The 24149-nt window shown below is 74.5% G+C and carries 18 protein-coding genes; 12 read left to right on the top strand and 6 right to left on the bottom strand.

Translation table 11 applies throughout. The annotated features are described in order from the left end of the window. Positions 1–29 precede the first annotated feature (29 nt). Positions 30–938 carry an NB-ARC domain-containing protein gene (locus tag O7604_RS21000; RefSeq protein ID WP_281577499.1) on the bottom strand — a complete coding sequence of 303 codons (909 nt, stop codon included), beginning with the start codon at positions 936–938 and terminating at the stop codon, positions 30–32. A gap of 315 nt (positions 939–1253) precedes the next feature. Here O7604_RS21000 and O7604_RS20995 point away from each other — a divergent pair, with 315 nt between their 5' ends. The 6 genes from O7604_RS20995 to O7604_RS20970 are packed head-to-tail and all read left to right on the top strand — an operon-like array spanning position 1254 to position 6357. Beyond that, complete coding sequence (locus tag O7604_RS20995) at positions 1254–1634, top strand: cupin domain-containing protein (RefSeq protein WP_269705452.1); 381 nt, start codon at positions 1254–1256, stop codon at positions 1632–1634. Then, positions 1627–2985 (top strand): class I tRNA ligase family protein, encoded by a 1359-nt coding sequence (locus O7604_RS20990; protein WP_269705451.1) that lies wholly within the window; start codon positions 1627–1629, stop codon positions 2983–2985. The genes O7604_RS20995 and O7604_RS20990 overlap by 8 nt, the downstream gene beginning before the upstream one ends. Beyond that, a complete protein-coding gene (locus tag O7604_RS20985; RefSeq protein WP_281577498.1) occupies positions 2978–4024 on the top strand; it encodes an FAD-binding oxidoreductase in 1047 nt (348 codons plus the stop codon). The genes O7604_RS20990 and O7604_RS20985 overlap by 8 nt, the downstream gene beginning before the upstream one ends. Next, positions 4021–5280 (top strand): SidA/IucD/PvdA family monooxygenase, encoded by a 1260-nt coding sequence (locus O7604_RS20980; RefSeq protein WP_281577497.1) that lies wholly within the window; start codon positions 4021–4023, stop codon positions 5278–5280. Before O7604_RS20985 ends, O7604_RS20980 begins: the two co-directional genes overlap by 4 nt. A gap of 5 nt (positions 5281–5285) precedes the next feature. Next, positions 5286–5660, top strand: coding sequence for a hypothetical protein (locus O7604_RS20975; protein ID WP_281577496.1), 375 nt, complete (start codon positions 5286–5288; stop codon positions 5658–5660). Next, entirely contained in the window at positions 5653–6357 is a 705-nt protein-coding gene (locus tag O7604_RS20970; RefSeq protein WP_269705446.1) for a LysE family translocator, read from the top strand. The genes O7604_RS20975 and O7604_RS20970 overlap by 8 nt, the downstream gene beginning before the upstream one ends. Positions 6358–6401: 44 nt before the next feature. On the opposite strand, the gene O7604_RS20965 is transcribed toward O7604_RS20970, so the two are convergent. The 3 genes from O7604_RS20965 to O7604_RS20955 are packed head-to-tail and all read right to left on the bottom strand — an operon-like array spanning position 6402 to position 11468. Beyond that, positions 6402–7925, bottom strand: a complete 1524-nt coding sequence (locus O7604_RS20965) for a class I SAM-dependent methyltransferase (protein WP_281577495.1) — start codon at positions 7923–7925, stop codon at positions 6402–6404. A gap of 34 nt (positions 7926–7959) precedes the next feature. Further along, complete coding sequence (locus tag O7604_RS20960; protein ID WP_281577494.1) at positions 7960–9750, bottom strand: ABC transporter ATP-binding protein; 1791 nt, start codon at positions 9748–9750, stop codon at positions 7960–7962. Beyond that, positions 9747–11468, bottom strand: a complete 1722-nt coding sequence (locus tag O7604_RS20955; protein ID WP_281577493.1) for an ABC transporter ATP-binding protein — start codon at positions 11466–11468, stop codon at positions 9747–9749. Before O7604_RS20955 ends, O7604_RS20960 begins: the two co-directional genes overlap by 4 nt. A 171-nt stretch (positions 11469–11639) precedes the next feature. On the opposite strand from O7604_RS20955, the gene O7604_RS20950 reads away from it, so the two are divergent. The 6 genes from O7604_RS20950 (at position 11640) to O7604_RS20925 (ending at position 20861) form a co-directional block, all read left to right on the top strand. After that, positions 11640–13670 carry an acyl-CoA dehydrogenase gene (locus O7604_RS20950; protein ID WP_281577492.1) on the top strand — a complete coding sequence of 677 codons (2031 nt, stop codon included), beginning with the start codon at positions 11640–11642 and terminating at the stop codon, positions 13668–13670. Positions 13671–13993: 323 nt separating this feature from the next. After that, on the top strand, positions 13994–15226 hold the full coding sequence (locus tag O7604_RS20945; protein WP_281577491.1) for a cellulose binding domain-containing protein: 1233 nt from the start codon (positions 13994–13996) through the stop codon (positions 15224–15226). Between the two features lie 287 nt (positions 15227–15513). Further along, complete coding sequence (locus tag O7604_RS20940; protein ID WP_281577490.1) at positions 15514–17700, top strand: BTAD domain-containing putative transcriptional regulator; 2187 nt, start codon at positions 15514–15516, stop codon at positions 17698–17700. Then, the gene (locus O7604_RS20935; protein WP_281577489.1) at positions 17697–19742 is read left to right on the top strand and encodes a BTAD domain-containing putative transcriptional regulator; all 2046 of its coding nucleotides are present in this window, start codon (positions 17697–17699) and stop codon (positions 19740–19742) included. Before O7604_RS20940 ends, O7604_RS20935 begins: the two co-directional genes overlap by 4 nt. Positions 19743–19862: 120 nt before the next feature. Next, entirely contained in the window at positions 19863–20258 is a 396-nt protein-coding gene (locus O7604_RS20930; protein WP_281577488.1) for a DUF4190 domain-containing protein, read from the top strand. A 195-nt stretch (positions 20259–20453) separates the two neighbouring features. Then, positions 20454–20861, top strand: a complete 408-nt coding sequence (locus tag O7604_RS20925; RefSeq protein WP_252447909.1) for a four-helix bundle copper-binding protein — start codon at positions 20454–20456, stop codon at positions 20859–20861. A 69-nt stretch (positions 20862–20930) separates the two neighbouring features. Here the strand turns inward: O7604_RS20925 and O7604_RS20920 are convergent, their stop codons facing one another. Both O7604_RS20920 and O7604_RS20915 read right to left on the bottom strand, forming a co-directional pair. Further along, a complete protein-coding gene (locus O7604_RS20920; RefSeq protein WP_281577487.1) occupies positions 20931–23402 on the bottom strand; it encodes a hypothetical protein in 2472 nt (823 codons plus the stop codon). A gap of 1 nt (position 23403) precedes the next feature. Then, the gene (locus O7604_RS20915) at positions 23404–24039 is read right to left on the bottom strand and encodes a response regulator transcription factor (RefSeq protein ID WP_281577486.1); all 636 of its coding nucleotides are present in this window, start codon (positions 24037–24039) and stop codon (positions 23404–23406) included. Positions 24040–24149: the final 110 nt, after the last annotated feature.

Below are 24149 nucleotides of genomic sequence, written 5' to 3'. Positions count from 1 at the left end.
CCACGCGACCGCCCCGATCCGCCGGTCCCCTACCGCAGTTGACGGGCCACCTCCGCCAGCGGCAGCCGGGGCTGGACCGCCGCGCGGGCGGCCACCACCGCCAGCGCCCGGGGCACGCCCGCGCAGTGCGCGATGATCTCCCGTACCGCCCCGCGTTCGGCCGTGAGGCGACGCTCGCCGAGGCGGGCCGCCAGCAGGTCCCACGCCTCGCCGGCGGCCAGCTCGTCGACCACGACCGGGCACGCGGCCTCGCCGACGACCAGACCGGTGAGGCGTTTCCGGCTGGTCACCACCACCATGCAGCCGGGTACGCCGGGGAGCAGCGGCCGCACCTGGTCGGCGTCGCGGGCGTCGTCGAGCACGATGAGCATCCGGCGCCCGGCCAGCGCGCTGCGGTAGAGCCCGGTGCGCGCCGCCGGGCCGCACGGGACCCCACCGGGTACGTCGAGCGCCTCGATGAGACCGCCGAGTGCCTCCGCCGGCGCCACCGCCGGGCCGCCCGGGTCGCTGCCACCGAGCTGGACGTGCAGCACCCCGTCGGCGAACCGGGCGGCCGACCGGTGCGCCCAGCGCAGCGCCAGCGCCGTCTTGCCGATCCCGGACCGGCCGGACAGGACGCACACCACCACGTTCGACATCCGCCTCGGCCCGCCGTCGAGCAGCCGGTCGAGTTGCCGCAGTTGTGTCGAACGGCCGGTGAAGCCGGGAACCTCCAGCGGCAGTTGCATGGGCCGGATCCGGGCCGACGGCGCCGGGTGGGTGGGCAGGCCGAGGACCTCGCGGAGCAGCCGGACGGTCGCGGGCCGCGGACGTGTCACCCGCGACGACTCCAGGTTGCGGATGCTCCGGACGCTCAGCCCGGTGCGGGCGGCCAGCTCCTCCTGGGTGAGGTTGGCCAGCCGCCGCGCGGTAGCGATTTCATGACCCAGCGTATCCATGTAGCCGATCACAGCGTCGTCTCCGTACCGGTTCTGGTGGATTCGTGACCGTGGACCACCGACGCCGCGACCGCTGAGCGGGCAGTCAGCAGCGACATTGCCGGTGATCTGCCGGTGAAGCTCCTGTTGGCCAAGCGAGGTTAAGTCCACAGTGGGTCCGACGCTATCGACCGGAGTCGAATCGACGGTCGACGAGACGGGCCGTTCCCGGCATCGGTGCAGCGTCGCAGAAGCAGCACTTCCGGTCACTCTCCGCAAACCTCAGAACCGTCCGGCGTGGGCCCGGAGGGCAGCGCGCCGACCAGGAGGACGAACATGCGAAGGTACGTCAGCGACACCGCCGAACTCACCGACGAGTACGGCATCCGGATCGGCCGCTGGACCCAGTACCGCGATCTCGGCCCGTTGCCGTTCGACGCCATGTGGTGCGTGATCCCGCCCGGTGGCAGCAGCAGCGAGGACATCCACCCCGAGGTCGAGTTCGCCGTGGTGACCCGCGGCACGGCCATCTACGAGGCGGGCGGCGAGAAGGTCGAGGTGCCGACCGGCGGGGTGATCCTGCTCGAACCCGAGCAACGGCACGTCATCCACAACCCCTCGCCGGAGCAGCCGCTCACCATCCTCAGCATCTACTGGATGCCCCGGCCCGACGAGGCGGCGCAGCCCCGCGCGGACGACGGAGCCGGCCGTGACTGACGCCGCCTCCGGCGTGGTGCTGGTGGTGACGCCGCCACCGACGCCGAACGGGCCGCTGCACCTCGGGCACCTCAGCGGTCCGTACGTCGCCGGGGACATCGCGGCCCGCGCGCTGCGCGCCGCCGGCCGGCCGGTGCTGACCCAGTGCGGGCTGGACGCGCACCAGAACTACGTGCTCGCCCGGGCGCAGGCGCTGGGCGAGACCCCCGCGGACACCGTCGCCCGATACGGGTCGTCGATCCACGCCGCGCTGCGCGCCGCCCGCATCCGGTACGACGTCATGGCCGACCCGCTGGCCGACGAGGGCTACCGCCGGGCGGTGGCCGGCCTGCTCACCGAGCTGGTCGAGGCAAAGGTGGTGGAGGTCGCCCCGGTGTCGCTGCGTGCCTGCGCGGCCTGCGGTCGGACCCTGCACCACGTCCGGGTCGCCGGGCGCTGCCCGGTCTGCGGCGCGGGCGCGAACGGCGGCACCTGCGAGGGGTGCGGTGGCTTCTGCACCGCCGCGAACCTCGTCGACGCGCGGTCGACCTGCTGCGACGCGGCACCCGAGCCGGTCACGCACACGATCCCGGTGCTCCGGCTCGACGACCACCGGGAACGACTCGCCGAGTTCTGGTCCCGCGCGGTGCTGCCGCCCCGGCTGCGGCGTCTCGTCGCGTCGTACCTCGACGGCGGGCTGCCGGAGGTGCCGCTGGCGTACCCGACGGACTGGGGCATCGAGTGGGACGACGGCCTGCGCATCGACGTCTGGGCCGAGATGGCCCTGGCCAACCTGGTGCTGCCCGCCCGCCACCTGCGGCCGGACGCGGACACGCTGGCCGGGTACCTGGACGCGTGGCGGGACGTGGACGAGCAGTGGATCTTCCTCGGGGTCGACAACGCGTTCTACTACGCGCTGCTCATCCCGGCGGTGCACCTGGCCGCCGGGCTGCCCGACCGGCCGACCGGTCTGGTGGTCAACGAGTTCTACCGCCTCACCGGCGCCAAGTTCTCCACCAGCCGCGAGCACGCGATCTGGGCGCACGAGTTCCTGTCCACCGAGGACCCGGCGGTGGTCCGGGCGTTCCTGAGCTGGGACCGGCCGGACAGCTACGAGTCGGACTTCCGGCCGGAGGCGTACGAGGCGTTCGCCGCCCGGTACGCCGCGACACTGGCCGGCACCGTCCCCGGCCTGGACGGCGTCCTGGCCGACACCGAACTGACGCGCGGCGAGCAGGCGCTGCGGCCGGAGCACTTCGACCCGGCCACCGCGGTGCGGGCGGCGCTGGCCGCGTACCCCGGTGCGCCGCAGCGGGCGGCCCGGCTGCTCGGCGTCGTCGGCGGCGCGGAACCGGCGGGCTTTGATGGGTGAGCCGCGCGTGCTCGTCGTCGGCGCGGGCATCAGCGGCGTCCTGCTCGCCCGGCGGCTGCGGGACGCGGGCGCCGACGCGCTCCTGATCGGTCCGCACGACGGCGCTCCGCACGGGCGGCCCGCCGACGCGACGGCCGCCTCCGGCGGGCTGGTGCGGGCCTTCGAGCCCGACCCGGCCGCCCGGGCCCTCGCCGCCGCGAGCCTCGCCGAACTGCTGGCCGACTCGTCCCTCGCGACCGCCGCCGGGTGGCGGCGGACCGGCTCGCTCTACCTCCTCGACGCCGCGTCGGCGGCCGGCGTGGACGGCGCCGAGACGCTGACCGGGGACGAGGTCGCCCGCCGGTTCGGTTTCGCCGGGCTCCCGGACGGCACGGTGGGGATCTGGGAGGACCGGGCCGGCTACCTGGAGCCGGATCGGCTGCGCCGGACCGTCCTGCGTGGCCTGGGCCGGACCGAGCCGACACCGGTGGCCCGCCTCGGCGACGGGGTGGTCGAGCTGGTCGACGGCCGCCGGCTCACCGGCGACCTCGTCGTCGTGGCCGCCGGGGCCTGGACCCCGCGCCTGCTGCGCGCCGCCGGGATGCCGGCCACGCTGCGGACCAAGCACATCCAGTACGCCCGCTACGCCACCAGGCGCGACGACCTGCCGTGCTTCGTGGACGAGTCGAGCGGCCTCTACGGCCGGCCGGCCGGTCCGGGGCGCGTCCTGCTCGGGCTGCCCAGCGACAGGTGGGACGTCGACCCGCCGGCCCCGGAACCGGACGCCGCACTGGCGGCAAGGGTCCCGACCGTGGCGGCGCGGCGGCTGCCCGGGCTCGACCCGCGGCCGGCCGGGTCGCCGGTGAGCGCCGCCGACTGCTACAGCGAACCCGCCGGCCTAGCGCTGCGCCACGTGACCGGTGCCGTGCACACCTTCACCGGCGGCAGCGGCGGCGCCGCCAAGACGGTCCTGGCCGCCAGCCGGCTCGCCGCCACCGCCCTGCTGAACACCCGAACCGCGATCCCTGTCCCCCACGGCCAGACAGAGGCAGACTCATGACGCAGACCTTTCACACAGTGGGAATCGGCGCCGGGCCGGCGAACCTGAGCCTCGCGGCGATGTACGACACCCTCGCGCCGCACGACATCGCGCTGTTCGAGGCCCGCGACCGGCCGGGCTGGCACGACGGGATGCTGCACAGCGGCGTCCGCATGCAGACCGGCTGGGTCAAGGACCTGGTCTCGCTCTACGACCCGACCCACCCGCTGTCGTTCCTCAACTACCTGGTCACCACCGGGCGGGTGTACGCCCTGCTCGGCGCCGGGTTCGACACCATCCCCCGGATCGAGTACCAGCAGTACCTGGTGTGGGCGGCGGGTCAGCTGCCGCGCATCACGTACGGCACCCGCGTCGACCGGGTCGAGTTCGACGGCGCGCTGGTCAGCCGCAGCGGCGGTGCGGAGGTCGCCCGCTCCCGGCACCTGGTGCTCGGCAGCGGGACCGTCGCCTTCGTACCGGAGTTCCTGGACGCGCTCGACCCGCGCCACCTGTTCGTCGCCGACGACCTGCACCAGCGCCTCGCGACGGTGCCGGACGAGCCGGACCTGCCGTGGATCGTGATCGGCAGCGGCCAGACCAGTGCGGAGTGCGTCGCTGCGCTGCTCGCCCGCGGATGCCGCGACATCACATGGATCGGGCGGCGGTCGTGGTTCGCCCCGCTGGAGGACTCCCCGTCGGCGAACGACCTGTACCGGCCCGCCTACCAGGAGGCGTTCCTCACCCTCTCCCGGGACGTGCGGGAACGCCTCGTCTCCGGTCAGATCCTGACCAGCGACGGGATCTCCCCGGGCACCTTGCGCGGCATCTACCAGCACAACTACGAGGAGCGGCTGCGTACCGGCCGGTTCCCGGTCACGATCATGCCGAGCCGTACCGTGACCGGCGCCCGGCAGCTCGGCGGGGAGGTCGAGCTGGAGTGCCTGACCGCCGGCAGCGGCGAGGAACGGCACCGGGCGGTGAACGTGATCGTCGCGGCGGGACGCCGGCAGGCGCCGCTGCCCTTCGATCCGGAGCTGACCGCGCTGATCGACCTGGACGAGCGCGGTGAGCCGGTCATCGAGTCGGACTACTCGATCCGCTGGAAGCACGCCGACGACCACAAGATCTTCGTGCTGAACCGGGGGCGGTACGTCCAGGGGCTCGTCGACTCCAACCTGAGCATCCTGCCGATCCGCAGCGCGATGATCCTCAACTCGATCGCCGGCCGCACGGTCTGCCGGTTCCGCGACGACTACCTGAGCACCCGATGGGCGTGAGCGCGATGACGTCATTCGACTACGACGACCGGATCTTCGTCTCCGTCGACCACGCCGGTGACGCCGACCCGCTGCGGGGGCACTACCACCAGCGCGGCGACCTGGTCTGGGCGGAGATCTCCGGCGGCCCGGTCCGGCACGGCCGGCTCGCCGGCACCTGCGACGCGCAGGGCGTGGTGCGTTTCGCGTACGTGGAGGTGCTCACCGACGGCAGCATCGTGGTCGGCGAGTGCGAGTCGCGGCCCGAGCGGCTGCCGGACGGCCGGATCCGGCTGCGCGAGCAGTGGCGCCGGCACGGGCCACGCCGCGACAGCGGCGTCTCGGTCATCGAGGAGGCCGCCCCGGCCCACGTCGAGGCGCGGGAGGAGCAGCGTGTCTGACATCCAGATCGTCAGCTTCGTCGCGGCGAGTCTGCTCATCATCATCGTGCCGGGCGTCGACTTCGCCCTGGTCACCCGGCAGACCGTGCGGTACGGGCGGCGGGCCGGATTCGTGGTGCTGGCCGGGCTGTTCGCCGCCGCCCTGGTGCACGCCTCGCTCGCCACGGCCGGCCTGTCCGCCCTGCTGGTGTCCTCACCGACGCTCTATACGGTGCTGCGCGTCGCCGGTGCGCTGTACCTGCTCTACCTGGGCGGCACCATCCTCTGGGCCACCCGGCCGCGACGGGCGGCACCCGCCGCGCAGCCGGTACCGGTCGGCGCGGGCGGCCCCGGGCCGGAGGCGGACACCGGTCCGGCCGCCGCGCCGGTCCGGGAGGCGGCGGCCGCCGACGAGCCGCACGTGGCCCGCCGCTCGTTCGTCATGGGCGTCACCAGCCAGCTGCTGAACGTCAAGGTGGTCGTCTTCTACGTCTCGTTCGTGCCGCAGTTCGTCAAGGCGGGCGACGGTGCGGCGGCCCGCACGGCGGTGCTGGCCGCCACGTTCATCGGCCTGGCCGTACTCTGGTGGGCCTGTTACATCCTGCTCATCGACCGGTTGCAGCCCTGGCTGACCCGGCCGTCGGTGCTGCTGGTGATCGAACGGCTGACCGGGCTGATCCTGATCGTCCTGGCGGTACGTATCGCGCTGAGCCACTGAGCCGCATCCCGTGGGCGCCCGCCGGTCCGGTGGGCGCCCACAGGTCAGGCGTTGCGCGGGCGGTGGGCGACGGTGAGGACGTGGGTGGTCGGCCAGTCCAGCGGCCGGCCGTCGAGGTCGGTGAGGGACGCGACGGGTGCGATCCGGTTGTCGATCACCCAGTCGTTGCGGACCGGCGCCGACACGGGGCCGATCTCGAAGCCCACCTCGGCCAGCAGGACCGTCCAGTCGGCGAAGCTCAGCCCGCAGAACTGCTCCTTCGTCTCCGACAGCCAGTTGTCCGTGTAGTCCTTGCGGGTCAGAAAGTCCATCGCCGCGCCCAGGCCGATGCGTACCGCGCCGTCGGCGAGCGGCTCGTACGCGACGCCGAACGCGAAGTCCACGGCGAACTGGTCCAGCCGCGCCCGCGTCGACAGGCCCGAGACGTACCGCCGGACCTCGGCCGAGGTCAGGCCGGCGAGATCCCGGCGGGGCGCGGCGGGGTTGTCCCCGTCGTCGGTGGACAGCCGCAGGATCACCTGCCGGTCCGGCTCGTCCGGTCCGCACACGTCGCTGTTGATCCAGACGCCGCCGGGCACCGTGTGGTCGTGGATGCGGCGGGCGAACTGGAGCAGCGAGGACCGCTGCCGCCCGTACGACCAGATCTCGTGGGTCAGCGCGAAGGTAAGCGTGGTGTCCACCGACCGGTCCTTGAACACCGCGCCGCCGAGGACGTTGCGGTGGAAGAAGTAGACGTTGGCGTTGCGGAACACGCCCTGCGCCTTCTTGTGCAGGCACTCCTGGTAGAGGTGGCGGGCCACCTCCACCCCGATCAGGTCGCTCTCCCGCAGCGCGGGCTCCCGGTCGGCCAGTTCCAGGACCGCGCCCGCGCCGCAGCCGATGTCCACGATGCGCCCGGGCTGCACGTACCGGCGCACCGAGTCCCACTTGCGGTGCGCGGCCGAGGCGAACGCCTCGACGTAGGTCCGGTAGTCGCGGGTCACGGTGAGGCCGCCCTCGTCGCCGACCAGCGGGTCGTTGACCACCGACCGGATCGCCTCGACCAGGCGGTAGCGCTCGAACACGTCGATCGTCGCCGGGTGGGTGAGCGACCGCCAGGTGTCGTCGCCCGCGGCCAGGCGCAGCAGCACGTCCCACGGCCGCTCGGGCGTCCCGGGCAGGTCCGCGTCGGCTTCGACCTGCGCGATCGCGAAGCCGAGCCGCTCGTACAGCTTGGCGACCTCCGGCGTGGAGCAGGCCACCACGGTGTCCGCGGGCGTGAGTTCGATTCCGGTGGCCACCGCGATGGACTTCAGCGTGACCTCGGCGAACGCGTCGGTGTACGCGGTGTCGAAGATCGGCACGGCCAGCGAGCGCAACCCGGTCAGCACGCTGAACCGCTCGATCGCGGCCTCCCGCCTGTGGTACGCGACCGGGTTGCGCCTGGTGTTCTCGTGGTTGGCCGACGTCACCGCCCAGACCACAGTGGCCTCGTCGCCCGCGAGCCGGCTCAGGTAGTCGGCCTGGAACCGGGTCAGCAGGTGGTGCCGCCCGGGGAACAGCACGAAGCGGGTCGGCAGGTCGGTCATGGGCACCTCGCCTGGGCCGTGGAGCGGTCGGTGATCATACCGGGACGCGCCAGGAGCGCCACAGGTGGCCGTACCGGCCGTCGGCGGCCAGCAGCTCCTCGTGCGTGCCCTGCTCCACGACGCGGCCGTGGTCGAGCACCACGATCCGGTCCGCGTCGACCGCCTGGCTGAGCCGGTGCGCCACGATCAGCGTCGTCCGTCCCTCCGTGGCCGCGCGGGCCGCCCGGTCCAGGTCGCGGGCACCGGCGCTGCCGGCCTCGGCGGTCGCCTCGTCCAGGACGGCCACGGCGGGCGCGGTGAGCACCAGCCGGGCCAGGGCGACCTGCTGGGCCTGCGCGGCGGTGAGGCGGTGACCGCCCTCGCCCACCGGTGTGGCAAGGCCCTCCGGCAGGGTACGCAGCCAGGTGGTGGCGCCGACCCGGTCCAGCGCGTCGAGCAGCTCGGCGTCGGTCGCGTCCGGGGCGGCCAGGCGCAGGTCCTCGGCGAGCGGGCCGGCGAAGACGTGCACCTCCTGGCTGACCAGTGCCACGTCGCGCCGGGAGGTGGTCTCGTCCGCCCCGGTCAGCGGCGCGCCGTCCAGGCGTACCGATCCGTCGGTGGGCGCGATGATCCCGGCGGCGATGCCGGCGAGCGTGCTCTTGCCGGCGCCGCTGGCGCCGACGAGCGCGACCCGCTCCCCCGGTGCCAGGCGCAGCTCGACGTCGGCCAGCACCAGCGGCCCGTCGTCGTAGTGGTGCCGGCGCACGGTGACGTCCAGCGCCGCCGGGCCGCGGGTGCCGGCGGGCCGGGCGGCCGGGCCGGACGCGGCGGGCGGCGCGGTGTCGGGCAGCTCCGCCACGCCGACCAGGCGGGCGAGGCTCGCGCCGGCCTGCAGCACCGAGTCGGACTCCATCAGCAGCAGGCCGATCGGGTTGAACAGCCGGTGGAAGTAGAGCGCGGCGGTGGTCGCCGCGCCGACGGTGACCAGGTCGTCGCGGACCAGGAAGAAACCGGCGACGAGCACCGCGGCCAGGCCGAGGAACTCCGACCTGTTGATCCGCAGCCCGAAGCGGGTGTGCAGGTTGAAGATGTCCAGCGACAGGTCGCGGGCCAGGCCGGACCGCTCGGCGATGGCTGCCACGTGCGCGTCCTCGGTCCGGTACGCGCGCACCGTCGCCGCGCCGCGCAGCGCACCGGCCATCGCCTGCGTCCGCTCACCGGTGGCGACCCGCTCGCGGGCGTAGTACGGCATCGAGCGCCGCAGGTACCACCGCAGCGCCAGCGCGTACGCGGGCGCGGCGACCAGCCCGGCGAGGCCGAGCCGCCAGTCCAGCGCGACCAGCCCGAACACGGTGAGCACGACCGACAGCAGCGCGCCGACGAACGACGGGCCGCTCACCGCGATCACGTTCGTCACCACCGCCACGTCGTCGCCGACGCGTGCCAGCAGGTCACCGGTGCCGGCCCGTTCCAGCGTCGCGGACGGCAGGTGCAGCGCCCGATCGAGGACGCGCTCGCGCAGCCGGGCCAGCACCGTCTCGCCGAGCCGGGACGCCAGCGCGGCGCCGAGCGCGGTGAGCAGGCCGGTGAGCACGGCGGCGGCGGCGATCACCGCCACCCGGCCGGCGATCCGGGAGACCGGGGCGTCGGCGATGACGTCGTCGACCAGGCGGCCGAGCACCAAGGGCGCGACCAGGCCGCCCGCCGCGGCGGCGACGAGCACCGTCGCCGCGGCGGCGCTGAGGCCGGGCCGGGCGCGGAACTGGGCGCCGAGCGTGGCCCAGGTCTGCCGGGCGGACGCGATCGGCAGCAGCGGCCGGTCGGCGGTACGCGGGTCAGCTGTCACCGCAGTGTCTCCTCGCGGTAGCGGGCGTCGGAGGCGAGCAGGCGCTCGTGCGGTCCCTCGGCGGCCACCCGGCCGTCGGCGATCACCACCACCCGGTCGGTGATCCGCAGCAGGGCCGGGCTGCTGGTGATCAGCAGGGTGCCCCGGGGCGTGATCCGGCGCGCCTGCGCCAGTCCGTCGGCGAGCTGCGCCTCGGTGGCCGCGTCGACGGCGGTGGTGGGGTCGTGCAGCACCAGCACGGGCGGGTCGGCGTGCAGCGCCCGGGCCAGCCCGAGCCGCTGGCGCTGTCCACCGGAGAGGTTCGCGCCGCGCTCGACGATGCGGTGGTCCAGACCGCCGGGGTGCGCGTCCACCACGTCCTGGGCCGCGGCCGCGCGGACGGCGGCGTGCAGCCGCGCCCGGTCGGCGGGGGCGCCGGCGGCGAGGTTGTCGGCCACGGTGCCCTCGAAGAGCGTCACGTCGTGCGGCTCGACGAGCACGATGCCGCGCAGCGCGTCGACGTGCAGCTCGTCGGCGGGTACGCCGTCGACACGTACGGCGCCCCGGCGCGCGTCCGGTGGCACTCGCCCGGACAGCAGCGCCACCAGCGCCTCGGCGTCGGCCGGGTCGTACGCGAGCACACCGACCAGTTCGCCGGGGCCGACGCGCAGGTTCACCCGGTCCAGTCCGGCGTGCCCGACGTCGTCGAGGGCCAGCCGTGGCCCGTCCGGGTCCGCCGGGGCCGGCGCATCACCGGGCCGGGTGAGCGGCTCGGCGCCGAGCACGCGCGCCACCCGGGCGGCGGAGGCGCGTGCCATCGCGAACAACTGCACGCACCAGCCCATGGTCTGCACCGGCTCGGCCACGAACTGCGCGAGGCCGACCACCGTCACCAGCTCGCCGATGGTGAGCCGGCCGCGCAGGGCGAGCCAGCCGGCGACACCGGCGACCGCCGCGAGGAACAGTCCGTTGGCGGCGGTGGTGAGCCCGAGGTGCAGCCCCTTGGTGTTGGCGGCGCGCAACGTCACGGCGAGGGCGTGGCGGCTGGCGGCGGCGTACCGGCCGGCGGCGTGGTGCTGGGCGCCGATGCCGCGCAGCACCCGCAGGCCGGACACGAGGTCGACGGCGAGCGCGGTGGTCTCGGCGAGGGCCTCCTGCTGGGAGGTGCTGCGGCGGGACAGCAGCGGCGCCATCCGTTGCAGTACCAGCACGAGCACCGGTACGCCGACGAGCACGCCGAGCCCGAGGGGGATGTCGATGACCAGCAGGGCGGTCGCCGCCACGGTCAACGCGGTCACCGCGGCGACGCCGAATCCGGCCACCCGCACCACGTACGCGGCGAGTTCGGCGTCGGAGGCGGCGACCGAGAGCAGTTCACCGTCGCGCAGGCCGGAGCGGTGCCCGCGCGGGTCGAGCGCGCGCTCGGCGATCTCCACCCGCAGCAGGTGCGCCTCGCGCTCCACGGCGGCGAACGCCTGACGGGCGCCGTTGCGGTAGGCGAACGCGAGCACGGCGAACAGGGCCGCGAGGCCGGCGACCGAGTACGCCAGCGCCCACGGGTCGCCGGTCACCACGGCGCGGTCGATGATGACGCCGATCGCCACCGGCACGAGCGCCTCGGCGACCTGGTGCAGGCCGAGCAGCGTCACGCCGATCAGCACCGGTCGCCGCTGGCGGCGCAACGCCTGACGGAGCACGTACCGGGCCGTGACGGCGCTGCCGGCGGGATGCGGGGACACGAGGGGACGCCTCCAGGGATCGAAGTGAGGACAGCCTAACCTCAGCGTCTCGGGTGGCCGAGCCGGGTGGCACGGCTCACCACGGGCTCCGCCAGCGGGCCATGGTGACCGCCGGTAATGTTGATCAGGCCGAGAGTGCGCCCACGTGCCCCGCTGCCCCGAGGAGCGACCATGCTCGATCACGCGTCCCGCCGCATCGACATCGCCCGCCTTCAGGAGACGCTCGACGGACCGTGGGCCGAGGTCCGCCAGGCTCACCGCAAACACCTCGACGAGCGGTTTCTCCCGGTCTACGGGGAGACCGGCGACCAGGCGCGGGAGCGGATCACCCGGCTGCTCGGCGAACTCCCGGTCGATCTGGGCATCGCCGCGGGCTTCCCCGCCGAGTACGGCGGCCGGTCCGACATCGGCGCCTCGATCGTCGCCACCGAGATGCTGGCGCAGGTCGACCTGTCACTCATGGTGAAGGCCGGCGTGCAGTGGGGCCTGTTCGGCGGCGCGGTCGCCGCCCTCGGCACCGAGCGGCACCACGACGCCTACCTCCGGGACATCGTCTCCGGCCGGATCTTCGGCTGCTTCGCGATGACCGAGACCGGCCACGGCTCGGACGTGCAGCAGCTGCGCACCACCTGCGTGTACGACCCGCGGACGCAGACCTTCGACCTGCACACGCCGCACGAGGCAGCGCGCAAGGACTACATCGGCAACGCGGCCCGGGACGGGCGGATGGCTGTGGTCTTCGCCCAGTTGATCATCGACGGGCACCGCCACGGGGTGCACGCGTGGCTGGTGCCGATCCGCGACGAGCACGGCGACCCGATGCCCGGGGTGACCATCGGCGACGCCGGGCCCAAGGCCGGGCTGCTCGGCGTGGACAACGGGCGGCTCAGCTTCGACCACGTACGCGTACCGCGGGACATGCTGCTGGACCGGTACGCGCAGGTGGCCGAGGACGGCACGTACTCCAGCCCGATCGAGAACGACTCCCGCCGCTTCTTCACCATGCTCGGCACGCTGGTGCGGGGCCGGGTCAGCGTGGGCGGCGCCGCGTCGGCGGCCACCAAGGCGGCGCTCGCCATCGCGGTGCGCTACGGCGACATCCGCCGTCAGTTCGCCGACGCCGACGGCGACGGTGAGGTGCTGCTCAACGACTACCTGGCCCACCAGCGCAAGCTGCTGCCCGCACTGGCCACCACGTACGCGCTGCACTTCGCCCAGACCGAGCTGGTCGCCGCGCTCGACGAGATCCAGGGCGGCGACGGGCCGGTCGACGAGCACCGGCAGCGGGAGCTGGAGTCCCGGGCCGCCGGGCTGAAGGCGGCGCAGACCTGGCACGCGACGCGCACCATCCAGACCTGCCGGGAGGCGTGCGGCGGCGCCGGCTACCTGTCCGAGAACCGGCTGCCCAGCCTCAAGGCCGACACCGACGTGTTCACCACGTTCGAGGGCGACAACACGGTGCTTCTGCAGCTGGTCGCCAAGGGGCTGCTGACCGGCTACCGGGACGAGTTCGGCTCGCTCGACGGCTGGGGGCGCGCGTCGTTCGTCGCCGAGCAGGTACGCGAGATGGTGCTGGAGCGCACCGCCGCGCGGGCGCTGATCGCGCGGCTGGTCGGCGCGGTGCCCGGCCGCGACGAGGAGGTCGCCGTCACCGACCGGGGCTGGCAGCTCAAGGTGTTCGAGGACCGCGAGGAGCACCTGCTCGACAGCGCGGTCCGCCGGCTGCGCGGCGGCGCCTCCACCAAGAAGGACCGTCCGTTCGACATCTTCAACGACGTGCAGGACCACGTCCTCGCCGTCGCCGCCGCGCACGTCGACCGGGTGACCCTGGAGGCGTTCGTCGCCGGCATCGACGCCACCGCCGACCCGGCGGTCAAGGAGCTGCTGTCCCGGGTCTGCGACCTGTACGCGCTGAGCGTCATCGAGGCCGACAAGGGCTGGCTGCTGGAGCACGGCCGGCTCACCCCGGCCCGGTCGAAGGCGATCACCGGCGTGGTGAACGGGCTGCTCAAGGAGCTACGACCGTTCATGCGCACGCTCGTGGACGGCTTCGCCATCCCCGACGCGTGGCTGCACGCCGCGATCCTGCGCGAGGAGCCCGCCCGGCAGGACGAGATGGCCGCGCACGACGCCGCCCGCCCGGAGGCCGCCGGCGCCGATACGCAGGAAGCCGACGCCGACTCGGCGGCCGCCGCGCCGTAGCCGTCCGGCGCGGCCTGCCGGGCGACCACGGCGAGCGGATTGCTGGAGTAGAAGACCAGACCCGTGTCGGGGTTCGGGATCGACGCCGGCTCCGCGGCGGCGGGCGCGGCGAACAGCGGGACGGTCAGGGCCGCGGCGGCGAGACCGGCGGCAGGCATCGACCTGCGTGTATTGACACATTCCGTTACGGCGGTGATATTAACTGCAAAGCTCCCGCCGGTCCCCCCGCGGGGACGCATCGCGGCGGCGCCACACCGACGTGGCCGACACACCGCCACCACCACCATCCGGGGAGCGCCGTCACGACGTCCCCTGGAGGGCGCATGAGAAGACGATCGAAGATCTACGCGGGCCTGGCCGCCGCCCTCGTCCCGCTCGCCACAGTGGTCGTGGCGCTCGGCGCGACACCGGCCGGCGCCGCGATCGGCGGCTCGGGCCCCTACCCCGCCGACTACGAGACCTCGTCGAGCCTGCCCAACCACACCATCTTCCGGCCCCAGACGCTCCCGTCCGAACGCCTTCCCGTCCTGGTCTGGGGCAACGGCGCGTGCTCGGCCAACGGGCTGTCGCAGGGCAACTTCCTGCGCGAGATCGCCTCGCACGGCTTCCTCGCCATCGCCAACGGCGCGCCGAACGGCTCCGGCTCCACGAACTCCCAGATGCTCACCCAGTCGATCGACTGGGCGGTGGCGGAGAACTCCCGCTCGGGCAGCAAGTACTACAACCGGATCGACACCACGAAGATCGCCGTGGCCGGGTTCTCCTGCGGTGGCCTGGAGGCGTACGCGGTCTCCAACGACCCGCGCGTCACCACCACCGGCATCTTCAGCAGCGGCCTGCTCAACGACGCCGACGACTACCAGTTGCGGCGACTCACCAAGCCGATCGCGTACTTCGTCGGCGGGCCCAGCGACATCGCCTACCCGAACGCCATGGACGACTGGGGCAAGCTGCCGTCCGGGCTGCCCGCCTTCATGGGCAACCTGAACGTCGGGCACGGCGGCACGTACGACCAGCCCAACGGCGGCGAGTTCGGCCGGGTCACGGTGCTCTACCTCAAGTGGCGCCTGAAGGGCGACGTCAGCGCCGGCGCCAACTTCGTCGGCCCGGACTGCGGTCTGTGCCGCAGCCAGTGGAGCGTCCAGCAGAAGAACCTGACGCTGGACGGCCCGCCGCCCACCACTCCCCCGCCCACGACCCCGCCGCCCACGACCCCGCCGCCGCCGACCACGCCCCCGCCGACCACTCCGCCGCCGGGCGGGGCCTCCTGCACCGCCGTCTACACCGTCCAGGACCAGTGGAACGGTGGCTTCGTCGCCAACGTGACGGTGACCGCCGGGAGCGCCGCGCTGACCGGCTGGCGGGTGACGCTCGCCCTGCCGGGCGGCGCCGCGATCAGTTCACTCTGGAACGGCGTGCCCAGCGGCACCAGCGGCACCGTCACCGTGTCCAACCAGAGCTACAACGGACGCCTGGGTGCGGGACAGAGCACCACCTTCGGATTCCAGGGCACCGGGACCGGCGGCGGCGCCACCGCCACCTGCACCGGTAGCTGAACCACAGCGGTGGGGCCGGCGCCGGACGCCGGCCCCGCCGAGGTGAGTATCGTCTCGCCGGGGACGCCCGGCGCTCTCCGGTCCGTCGTGGACGGTGCGGACCGGCCTCGCGAAGACTGCCTGCTGGCGCGACCGGTAGCGGTTCGGGACGAGCCCCGCACGTACTCGAAAGCCCTGCGTCGTAAGCCTTTTCGCCATCCACACGAAGTTGACATGGTAGATGGTTGGGCTAGGGTTCCGCCGAACGGTTGTCACCGAGGCAGGTATCCGGTCACCACGAGGACGGCATGACGGCACAGTGCAGTGGCTTCGACATCCGCTTGCTGGGCAATCTCCGGATCACGTACGCCGGGCGGGAGCTGCCGCTGCGCTCGGCGCAGCGCCGGGCCGTCTTCAGCGCGCTGGCGCTCACCCCGGAGCGGGGCCTGTCCCGGGACGAGCTGATCACCGCCGTCTGGGGTGACCGTCCACCGGCCAGCGCGACCGGCAACCTCTACACGTACGTCTCCGCCCTGCGCCGGATGCTCGAACCGGACCGGGACAGGTGGTCCTCCGGCCGGGTGCTCACCTCCGAGGGCGGCAGCTACCGGCTGCACCTCGACGCCGACGCCGTCGACGTGCACCGCTTCGAGCGGCTGCGCGACCGCAGCCGTGCGCCACGCGCCGCCGGGGACACCGCCGGTGAACTGGCGGCGCTGGACGCCGCGCTGGCGCAGTGGCGGGGTGACGAGGCGCTCGTCGGCGTACCGGGACCGCGGGCGGCCGGCCACCGGATCCGGCTCGGCGAGCTGTACCTGACCACAGTGGAACGCCAGGCCGAGCTGATGCTGGGCCTCGGGCGCGGCGCCGAGGTCGTCGACCGCCTGCTCGCGCTCGCCGGCCGCCACCCCGCCCGAGAGAGCCTGTACGCGCTGGCGATGCGGGCGCTCGCCGCGCAGGGCCGTGCCGCCGAGGCGCTCGCGCTCTACGCCACGCTGCGGGACCGCCTGGTGGAGGAGTCGGGCACCGAACCCGCCGCCGCCGTCCGGCAGATCCACGACCAGTTGCTGGGCGCGGCTCCCGCACCGGCGCGCAGTCCGGTACCGCACCGGCATCCCGGCTTCCGGGGCCGCGCCGCCGCGCTGAACCGGCTGCGCACGGCGGTCACCGGCCTCGCGGGAGGGCGCGGTGGCAGCGTCTGGATCAGCGGCGAGGCGGGCATCGGGAAGTCGGCGCTGCTGGCCGAGGGGCTGAGCGGCGCCGCCCCGCTCGGCGCCCAGGTCGGCTGGGCGGTCGGCGACGAGCTGGCGTACCGGATGCCGTTGAGCATCGTGCTGGAGTGCCTCACCCTGGGCAACGACGCGGACGGCCTGCCCGCCTCGCTGCAGGCCTGCACCGGTGGGGCGCCGCCGACCATGACCGTGATCGACACGATCCAGCGGTTCGTGGTCGCGCGGTGCGCCGAGCGGCCGCTGCTGCTGGTCCTGGACGACCTCCAGTGGGCCGACGACATGTCGCTTCTGGTCTGGCACGCGCTGCACAAGCTCACCACGCGGCTGCCCCTGCTGCTCGTCTCCGCCGCGCGCCCGGTCCCGGCCGGATACGAGGTGCGGCTCCTGCGCCGGGTGCTGCCCCGCGACGGCACCACGCTCGTCGAACTCGGCCCGCTGGACGACGACACGGCCGCCGGCCTGGTACGCGCCTGGTCCCGCCCGCCCGGCCCGAACCCGGGCGCCACCCGCTCCTTCGTGGCGGCGGCCGCCGGGAACCCGTACTACCTGCGTCATCTCGTGCTCGCCGACCGGGACGGCCGGACCGCAGACACGCCCGGACCGGACCTGACCGACGCCGTCTCCCGGCACCTGCAACCACTCGCCGACGACACCCGCCAGTTGCTCCGGGCGATCGCCTTCCTCGGCGACAACTACCTGGTGGCCGACCTGGCCGCGGTCACCGGCAGGTCGGCGCCGGAGCTCGTACCCGCGGTGGAGGAGGCGCTGGCCGCCGGTGTCCTCGTCGAGGACGGGCGTCGCCTGCGGTTCCGGCATCCGGTCGTCCGCCGGGTCCTGCGCGGCGCGATCCCGACCGCGCTGCGGGTGCTGATGCACAGGCAGTTCGCCCAGCGGCTCGCCGAGGCCGGCGGCGACCTCGGCCGGGTCGCGGGCCAGTTGCTGGCCGGTCCGGTGCCTGTCGACACGTGGGTGCAGGACTGGCTGACCGCGCACGCCGCGCAGCTGAGCGTCGTCGCCCCCGCGCCCGCGATCGCGGTGCTGCGGCACGCCGTCGCCTCGCCCGGCCTGTCCGCGCCGTCCCGCGAGCTGCTCACCGCGCACCTGGCCCGGGTGCTGCACCGCTGCGGGCTGCCCGCCGGCGCCGAGGCGAGCTGGGTGTCGGCGCACACCGCGGACGCCGCGACGCGCGCCGAGATGAACCGGATCGCCGACCCGGGCGGACCGTCCCCGAGCGTCGGACCGGCGGTCGTCGGGCACCGGTGAGGAGACTGCGCGTCACCGTACTGGGCCCGGTACGGGCCTGGAACGGCGAGTCCGAGATCGACCTCGGGCCGGCCCGGCGGCGTGCCCTGTTCGCGATGCTGGCCGCGAACGCCAACCGCCCGGTCACCCGCACCGAGCTGATCCGGGCGCTGTGGGGCGAGTCGGCGCCGAGCGCCGCGGCGGGCAACATCTACACCTACGTCTCCGGGCTGCGGCGCAGCCTCGGCGCGGCCGGTGGGCTGCTGCGCTCCGGCCGGGCCGGATACACGCTGCGCCTCGAACCGGGTGCCCTGGACGCCGACCGGTTCGAGACGCTGTGCGAGGCGGCCGGGGCGCAGGCCGCCGCCGGCCGGCCCGGTCAGGCGCTGGCACTGCTCGACGAGGCACTCGCGCTCTGGCGGGGCGAGGCGTACGCGAACGTCACCGGACTCTTCGCCGACCTCGACCGGCACCGCCTGACCGAGCTGCGGATCGGCGCGGCGGAGCGGCGGGCCCGGCTGGTCCTGGCCGGCGGCGGGGACGACACGCTGATCGCCGACCTGACCGCCCTCGTCCGCGACCACCCGCTGCACGAGCCGTTCCACGAGCTGCTGATGCGCGCGCTGCACCGGGCCGGCCGGGGCACCGAGGCGCTCGACGTCTTCCACGCGGCGCGCCGGGTGCTCGTGGACGAACTCGGGGTCGAGCCCGGCCCGGCCCTGCGCGAGCTGCAGGTACAGATCCTCGCCGAGCCGGCACCGGCCGCACCGGCCGTAGCGGCCGTACCCGTGGCGCCGGACGCGGTGCCCGCGCCCGCCGTACCGTGGCGGGGCCGCCTGGTCGGGCGCGACGGCGAGCTGGCGCTGCTGCGCGGCCTGCTGGGCGCGCTGGGCGAGGGCCGCAGCACGATCGTGTGGATCGAGGGCGAGCCGGGCATCGGCAAGTCGGCGCTGCTCGACGCGGCACTGCACGAGGCGCGGGCGATGGGCCACCGGGTCGCGCGGGGCGTCGCCGAGGAGCTCAGCGGCCGCATCCCGCTGCACGTGATGCGGCGGGCGCTGCGCCTGGAGGACGCGGCGCACGACGACCCGCCGGCGGCCGTCGACCGGGTGCTCGACCACGTCCGCGAGCTGACCGCGGCAGGTCCGCTGGTGCTGGCCGTCGACCATCTCCAGTGGGCCGACGAGGTGAGCCTGCTGGCCTGGGAGCGGCTCGCCGCGCTGACCCGGTGGCTGCCGCTGCTGCTCGTCGCGACCGCCCGGCCCGAGCCCGGCCGCGCCGACCTGGCCCGGCTGCGGCGCGGCGTGAGCACCCGCGACGGGCACCTGATCCGGCTGGCTCCCCTGCCCCCGTCGGACATCGAGCAGATCTTTGGTACGACGGTGGGCGTACCACCCGGCGCGACGCTGCGGTCGCTGGCGCCGCTGGCCGCCGGCAACCCGCTGTACGCCCGGGAACTGGTCACCGGCCTCGTGGCGGAGGACGGGGTACGGGTGGTCGACGGGCTCGCCGAGGTCGACGCGCGGGCCGACGGCATGCCGCGCGCGCTTCTGGACACCGTGCGGGCCAGCCTGGACCACCTCTCCCCCGGTGCCCGGGAGGCGCTGCGCTACGCCGCCCTGCTGGGCGACCGGTTCGCCGTCGCCGAGGTCGCGGCGGTCACCGGACGGACGCCGTTCGACCTGATGGCCGACCTGGAGGAGGCGCTCGCCGCCGACGTCCTCGTGGACGCGGGCGGCGAGCTGGCATTCCGGCAACCGGTGCTGCGGCAGGCCCTCGCGGGCAGCATCCCCGCCGCGCTGCGGCCGACCCTGCGCCGGCACGCGGCACAGGCGCTCGCGGACGACGGCGGCGCCGCCGCCCGGGTCGCCGACCACCTGCTCGCCGGACCGCCCGAGGTGGACGAGTGGCTGGTGCGATGGCTGGTCGCGCACGGCGCCGAGCTGTCCCGGCAGGCCCCGGAGCCGGCGCGCGAACTGCTGCGCCGCGCCCTGGCGAGCCCTCGGCTGCTGCAGGCGGCGCGGGCGACACTCGCCGCTCTCCTCGACGGCCCGGACCGGTAGCGCCTCGCCGCCGGGACGGGATCGCCGGGCGGACCGCGAAAAGGGCAGGCATGAGTCGACGGTGACCGGGGAAGCGGCGGCACGCAGCGTACGCCTCACGGTGTACCGGAGGGAGTGCCCATGACCGCGTCCAGCGAGCCGGCCCGCGGGGCCGGCGTTCCGACCCGTGCCGGCCGGACCCGAACCGGCGGGGCGGCCAAGACCAGCGCGGCCGCCGCGTTCGCGCTCGTGTTCGGCGTGGCCGCGCTGTTCAGCGTGCTCACCGCCATCCTCGCCTGGATCGGCGTGGTGCTCGCCATCATCGGCATCGTCCTGGGCGTCGTCGGGCTCAAGATGGCCGCGCGACCAGGGGTGACCGGTCGCGGCGTGGCGATCGGCGGGCTGGTGCTCAGTGTGATCGCCCTGCTGCTCGGGCTCGCGCTCGGCGCGGGCCTCACGACGTTCCTCAACAACGAGGGCGCGGTGAACCGGATCCAGCAGCAGGTCGACGACCTGCGCGAACGACTCGACCGTTAGGTGTCTCGCCGTCGGCCCACCACCTCGCCGGGCAGCACGGACGGCACTCCCAGCGGGTACGGGGTGAGCGTCGCCGCGCAGACCCGCCCCACGGCTCGCCGAGCGGTACGGACAACTGCTGTTGATCGCGCTCGGAGAGGGTGTGTGACAGGAGACTTCGGGTAGGGCGGGGAGAACCGACGAGAGGACTGTCCGATGCCGAGCACCACAGGGCCGATGCTGGAGACGTACCCGAAGTCGATCAACCTGGATCGGGCGAAGCTGGCCGCGGCGGTCGATGCCCTCAACGACTGCGCCCAGGCCTGCACCGCCTGCGCGGACGCCTGCCTCAGCGAGGACATGGTCGCCGAGCTGACGAAGTGCATCCGGACGAACCTGGACTGCGCCGACATCTGCGCCACAACCGCCCGGGTGCTGTCCCGGCACACCGGCTACGACGCCACCATCAGCCGCACGCTGCTGGAGGCGTGCGCGACTGCCTGCCGATCGTGCGGCGACGAGTGCGCGGCGCACGCCGACAAGCACGAGCACTGCCGGATCTGCGCGGAGGCGTGCCGCGCCTGTGAGCAGGGCTGCCGGGACCTGCTGGCAACGATCAGCTGAGGGCGGCACGGGCCGCCGGAACGGGGAGGGTGCCGGCGACCCCAGGCGTGACATCACCGCGCAGTACATCTAGCGCAGCCCGGGGACGCCCAGGAACCGGCGTGCGGCGGCTGCCGGGACCGGCGTACCCGGGCCGGCGCTGCGCGCGAGGTGCTGACGCAGGGCGGCCAGGGCGAGGGCGTCGAAGCGTACCCGCCCGTCCACCGGCGGCTCCTCCACCGCCAGTTCCCGCAACAGCAGCCGGGCGGGGGCGCCGGCCTCCGGCTCCTGCACCTGGAGCACCGTGAACGCCGTACCGGGCAGGAACAGGACCCGGGCCGGCACGCCGTCGCCGGTTTCGAACGCCGCCGTGCGACGCGCGGTGGCCGACCAGATCAGCACCTCGACGGTGCCCGGCAGGTCGGCGGGCGGCTCGGCGAGCGCGTTGGTGAACCCCCAGTCGGTGAGCACCCGCCGCTGCGCGATCCGGCGCAGGTCCGCCGTGGTCAGCTCGGCCCCGGCGTACGCGACGCCGCGGTGCACCGGCAACCGGCGTACGCCCGCCGACACGCACCTGGCGAACGGCACGTGACCGCCCGGCTCGGCCGAGCGCAGCGCCTGGTCGAGACCGTCGCCCGCCGCGGAGAGGTAGAGGCGGACGGCTGTCGCGTACTCCACCGCGTCGGCGCCGCCGGCGAGCGTCGGATGCGCGGCGAGCACGTCCGACACGTCGGCGGAGACGGCGGCGATCTCGCGGCGGAACGCGCGCCGGAACCAGGTGCGCTCCTCGTCCAGGTCGGGGCCGGGGCGCACGCCCCGCGCGTCGTCGCCGGGGGTGCGCTGGAAGCGGACGGGAGCCGGTGCGGGGCTGTGCACCGGCAGCGTCATCGTCGGGCTGGTCGCCCAGCCCGCGCCGCCGCCGGGCACCGGCCCGGCCACGTCGGTCGCCGCCACACCCGGCGCGTCCGCGTCCGGCCCCGCATCGTCGATCCCGGCGACGCCCGGCCCGGCCCCGTGCAGCCCGGCCACGCCCGACGCGGCCTCGGGGCGCCCGGCAACGTCCAGCCCCGCCCCGCGAAGCACGTCCCTGTCCGATCCGGCACCGGGAATCCGGGCGATGTCCGGTCCGGCTCCGTCCGGCGGGGCGGCGGAGGCGGCACTCGCGAGAGCGGCGCCGCCGTCGGCCGCCCCCTCGGTCGCCGGCACGGACGGGCCGGCCACGGTGACGGGTACCGGTTTCGGGACGGGCACCGGCACCGACGGCGCGGGAGGCAGATCGGCGGCGGGAGTCGTCGTGTGCCGGTACGTGCCGGCCTCGATCCCGCGGGCGGAGAGCCCCGGGCGTCCCGGCGCCACGAGCGAGGACGGCTGCACCGCCACGCGCCTGCGGGTCTCCGGGTCCAGCCGCTCCGCCAGGTCACCGGCCAGTTCCCGGTGGCGCTCGGCCACCGCCGGCGCCGGGTCGTCCACGACCAGCCGGACGCGGTTCGGGTCCATCGGGACGGCACGGATCCGGTCGGCGTGCCGGGGCGGCTGCGGGGCGCGCAGCCAGAGGCCTGCCGGGATCACCTCGACCACCGCGTCGTGGGCGTACTGGTAGACGCGGGGGCCGACCGGCTCGCCGAGTTCCGGCGGTGCGCGGTGCCGCAGGATGCGCGGCGTCAGCGCCTTCGCCCCGAGCGTCTCCCGGGGCCGGTAGGCCAGTTCCTCGGCGAAGACCTGCCAGCCGGGCCGCCCGTCGGTGCCGACCGTGAACAGGGCCGGACCGCCCGGGCGGCCGGTGGGCACGCCGGTGAAGACACGCACCGGGCAACGCAGCAGGTCGGCCAGCGCCTGCCCGAACTCCTCACCGTCGGGCAGCGCGACCGGGCCGTACTGGACGAAGCGGGCGTGCTCGCGGCCCTCGGGCGCCAGCCCGCGCCAGAACCGGGCGATGTCGTCGAGGCGCAGCGGAACCGTCCCGGGGCAGCCCACCAGGACCGGCATCGCGTCCGGCAGGCACGGCATCGTCGAGGTGAGGTGGCTTCCGTGTACGGCGACGGCGGCGTCGTCGCGGCTCTCCCGGAGCCAGACGCCGCCGGGTAGCGGCTCGGCGGCGCAGGTCGAGCTGACCGTCAGGTGGTCGACGGCGGCACCGTCCCACGCCGGTACCGGATAGCGCTTCGACTGCCAGACCGGCGTGTGGCCGCGCCGGTAGCAGACCCAGCCGCCCAGATCCGTGGCGTGCACGAACAGCAGTCCCGCCGCGCCCGGGATCATCCGTCCGAAGGGGGCGATCACCGGGCGGCCGAGCCGGTCGGAGAGCCACTGGCCGGCGAGCGCCCCGGTCTCCGGGCGGGCGCCGCAGACCACCAGCCGGATGCCCCGGCGCAGGCGCTGGCGGCGCAGCTCGGTGGCGACGGTGTCCCAGATGTCGAACGGCAGCTCGTGCTGCAGGTCGAGGATCACGATGTCGTTGTCGGGATCCACGTCCACCGAGAGCGCCACCGTACGGGCCTCGGTGCTGATCCGCTCGCGGGCGTGCAGCACCAGGGCGTTGCCGACGGTGTGGCGCGTGATCACCTCAGATCATGCCGGAGCGCAGGGCGTAGGCCACCGCGTGCGAGCGGTTGCGCAGCTTCAGCCGGTGGTTGAGGCCGTAGATGACGTTCTTCACCGTGCGTTCGGAGTAGCGCAGTTCGTCGGCGATCTCGTTGGTGTCGAAGCCCTCGGCCATCAGCCGGAGCACATCGATCTCGCGGGCGGTCAGGCCGGAGGCGTTCAGGCCGTTCGGGTTGAGCACGTCGCGCTGGAGCCGTTCGATGTGCTTGAGCAGCTCACCCACCAGGTTCGGGGGCAGCACGCCGCCGCCGGAGGCGGCCGCCCGGACGCTGTGCACGAGGCGTTCGGCGGTGACCGCCGCGCGCGGCAGGACGGCCACGACCCGGCACTCCACGGCGGTCAGCAGTTCCTGCTCGGTGACCTCCGTGGTGATCAGGACCACCGGCGCGCCGATCTCGGTCGCCGCGAGGCGCAGCATGGCGATCACGTCGGTGGTGAGCCGCTCCGCGGCCACGACGAGCACCTGCGCCCGCGTCCGGTCCGCGCTGTCCAGCAGCGCGATGTCGGAGCGCGACCGGAGGTGGGCGGTCAGGCCGGTGTGGGTCAGCGGGTCGGGCGCGTGCACAAAGACGGCAACTTGCTCCACAGCCATCTCCATCACTGTCAGTAGGGGCTGACAGTCTCATGGAGAGTCCTTCAGGAAATCTCCACACTCTCCTCCGCGCCCGCCGCGAACCGTGAAGATCGGCACGTAACCGCTGGTCAGAC

The sequence above is a fragment of the Micromonospora sp. WMMA1947 genome (assembly GCF_027497355.1).
Lineage (GTDB): Bacteria > Actinomycetota > Actinomycetes > Mycobacteriales > Micromonosporaceae > Micromonospora.
This window is presented reverse-complemented; position numbering and strand designations above follow the sequence as displayed.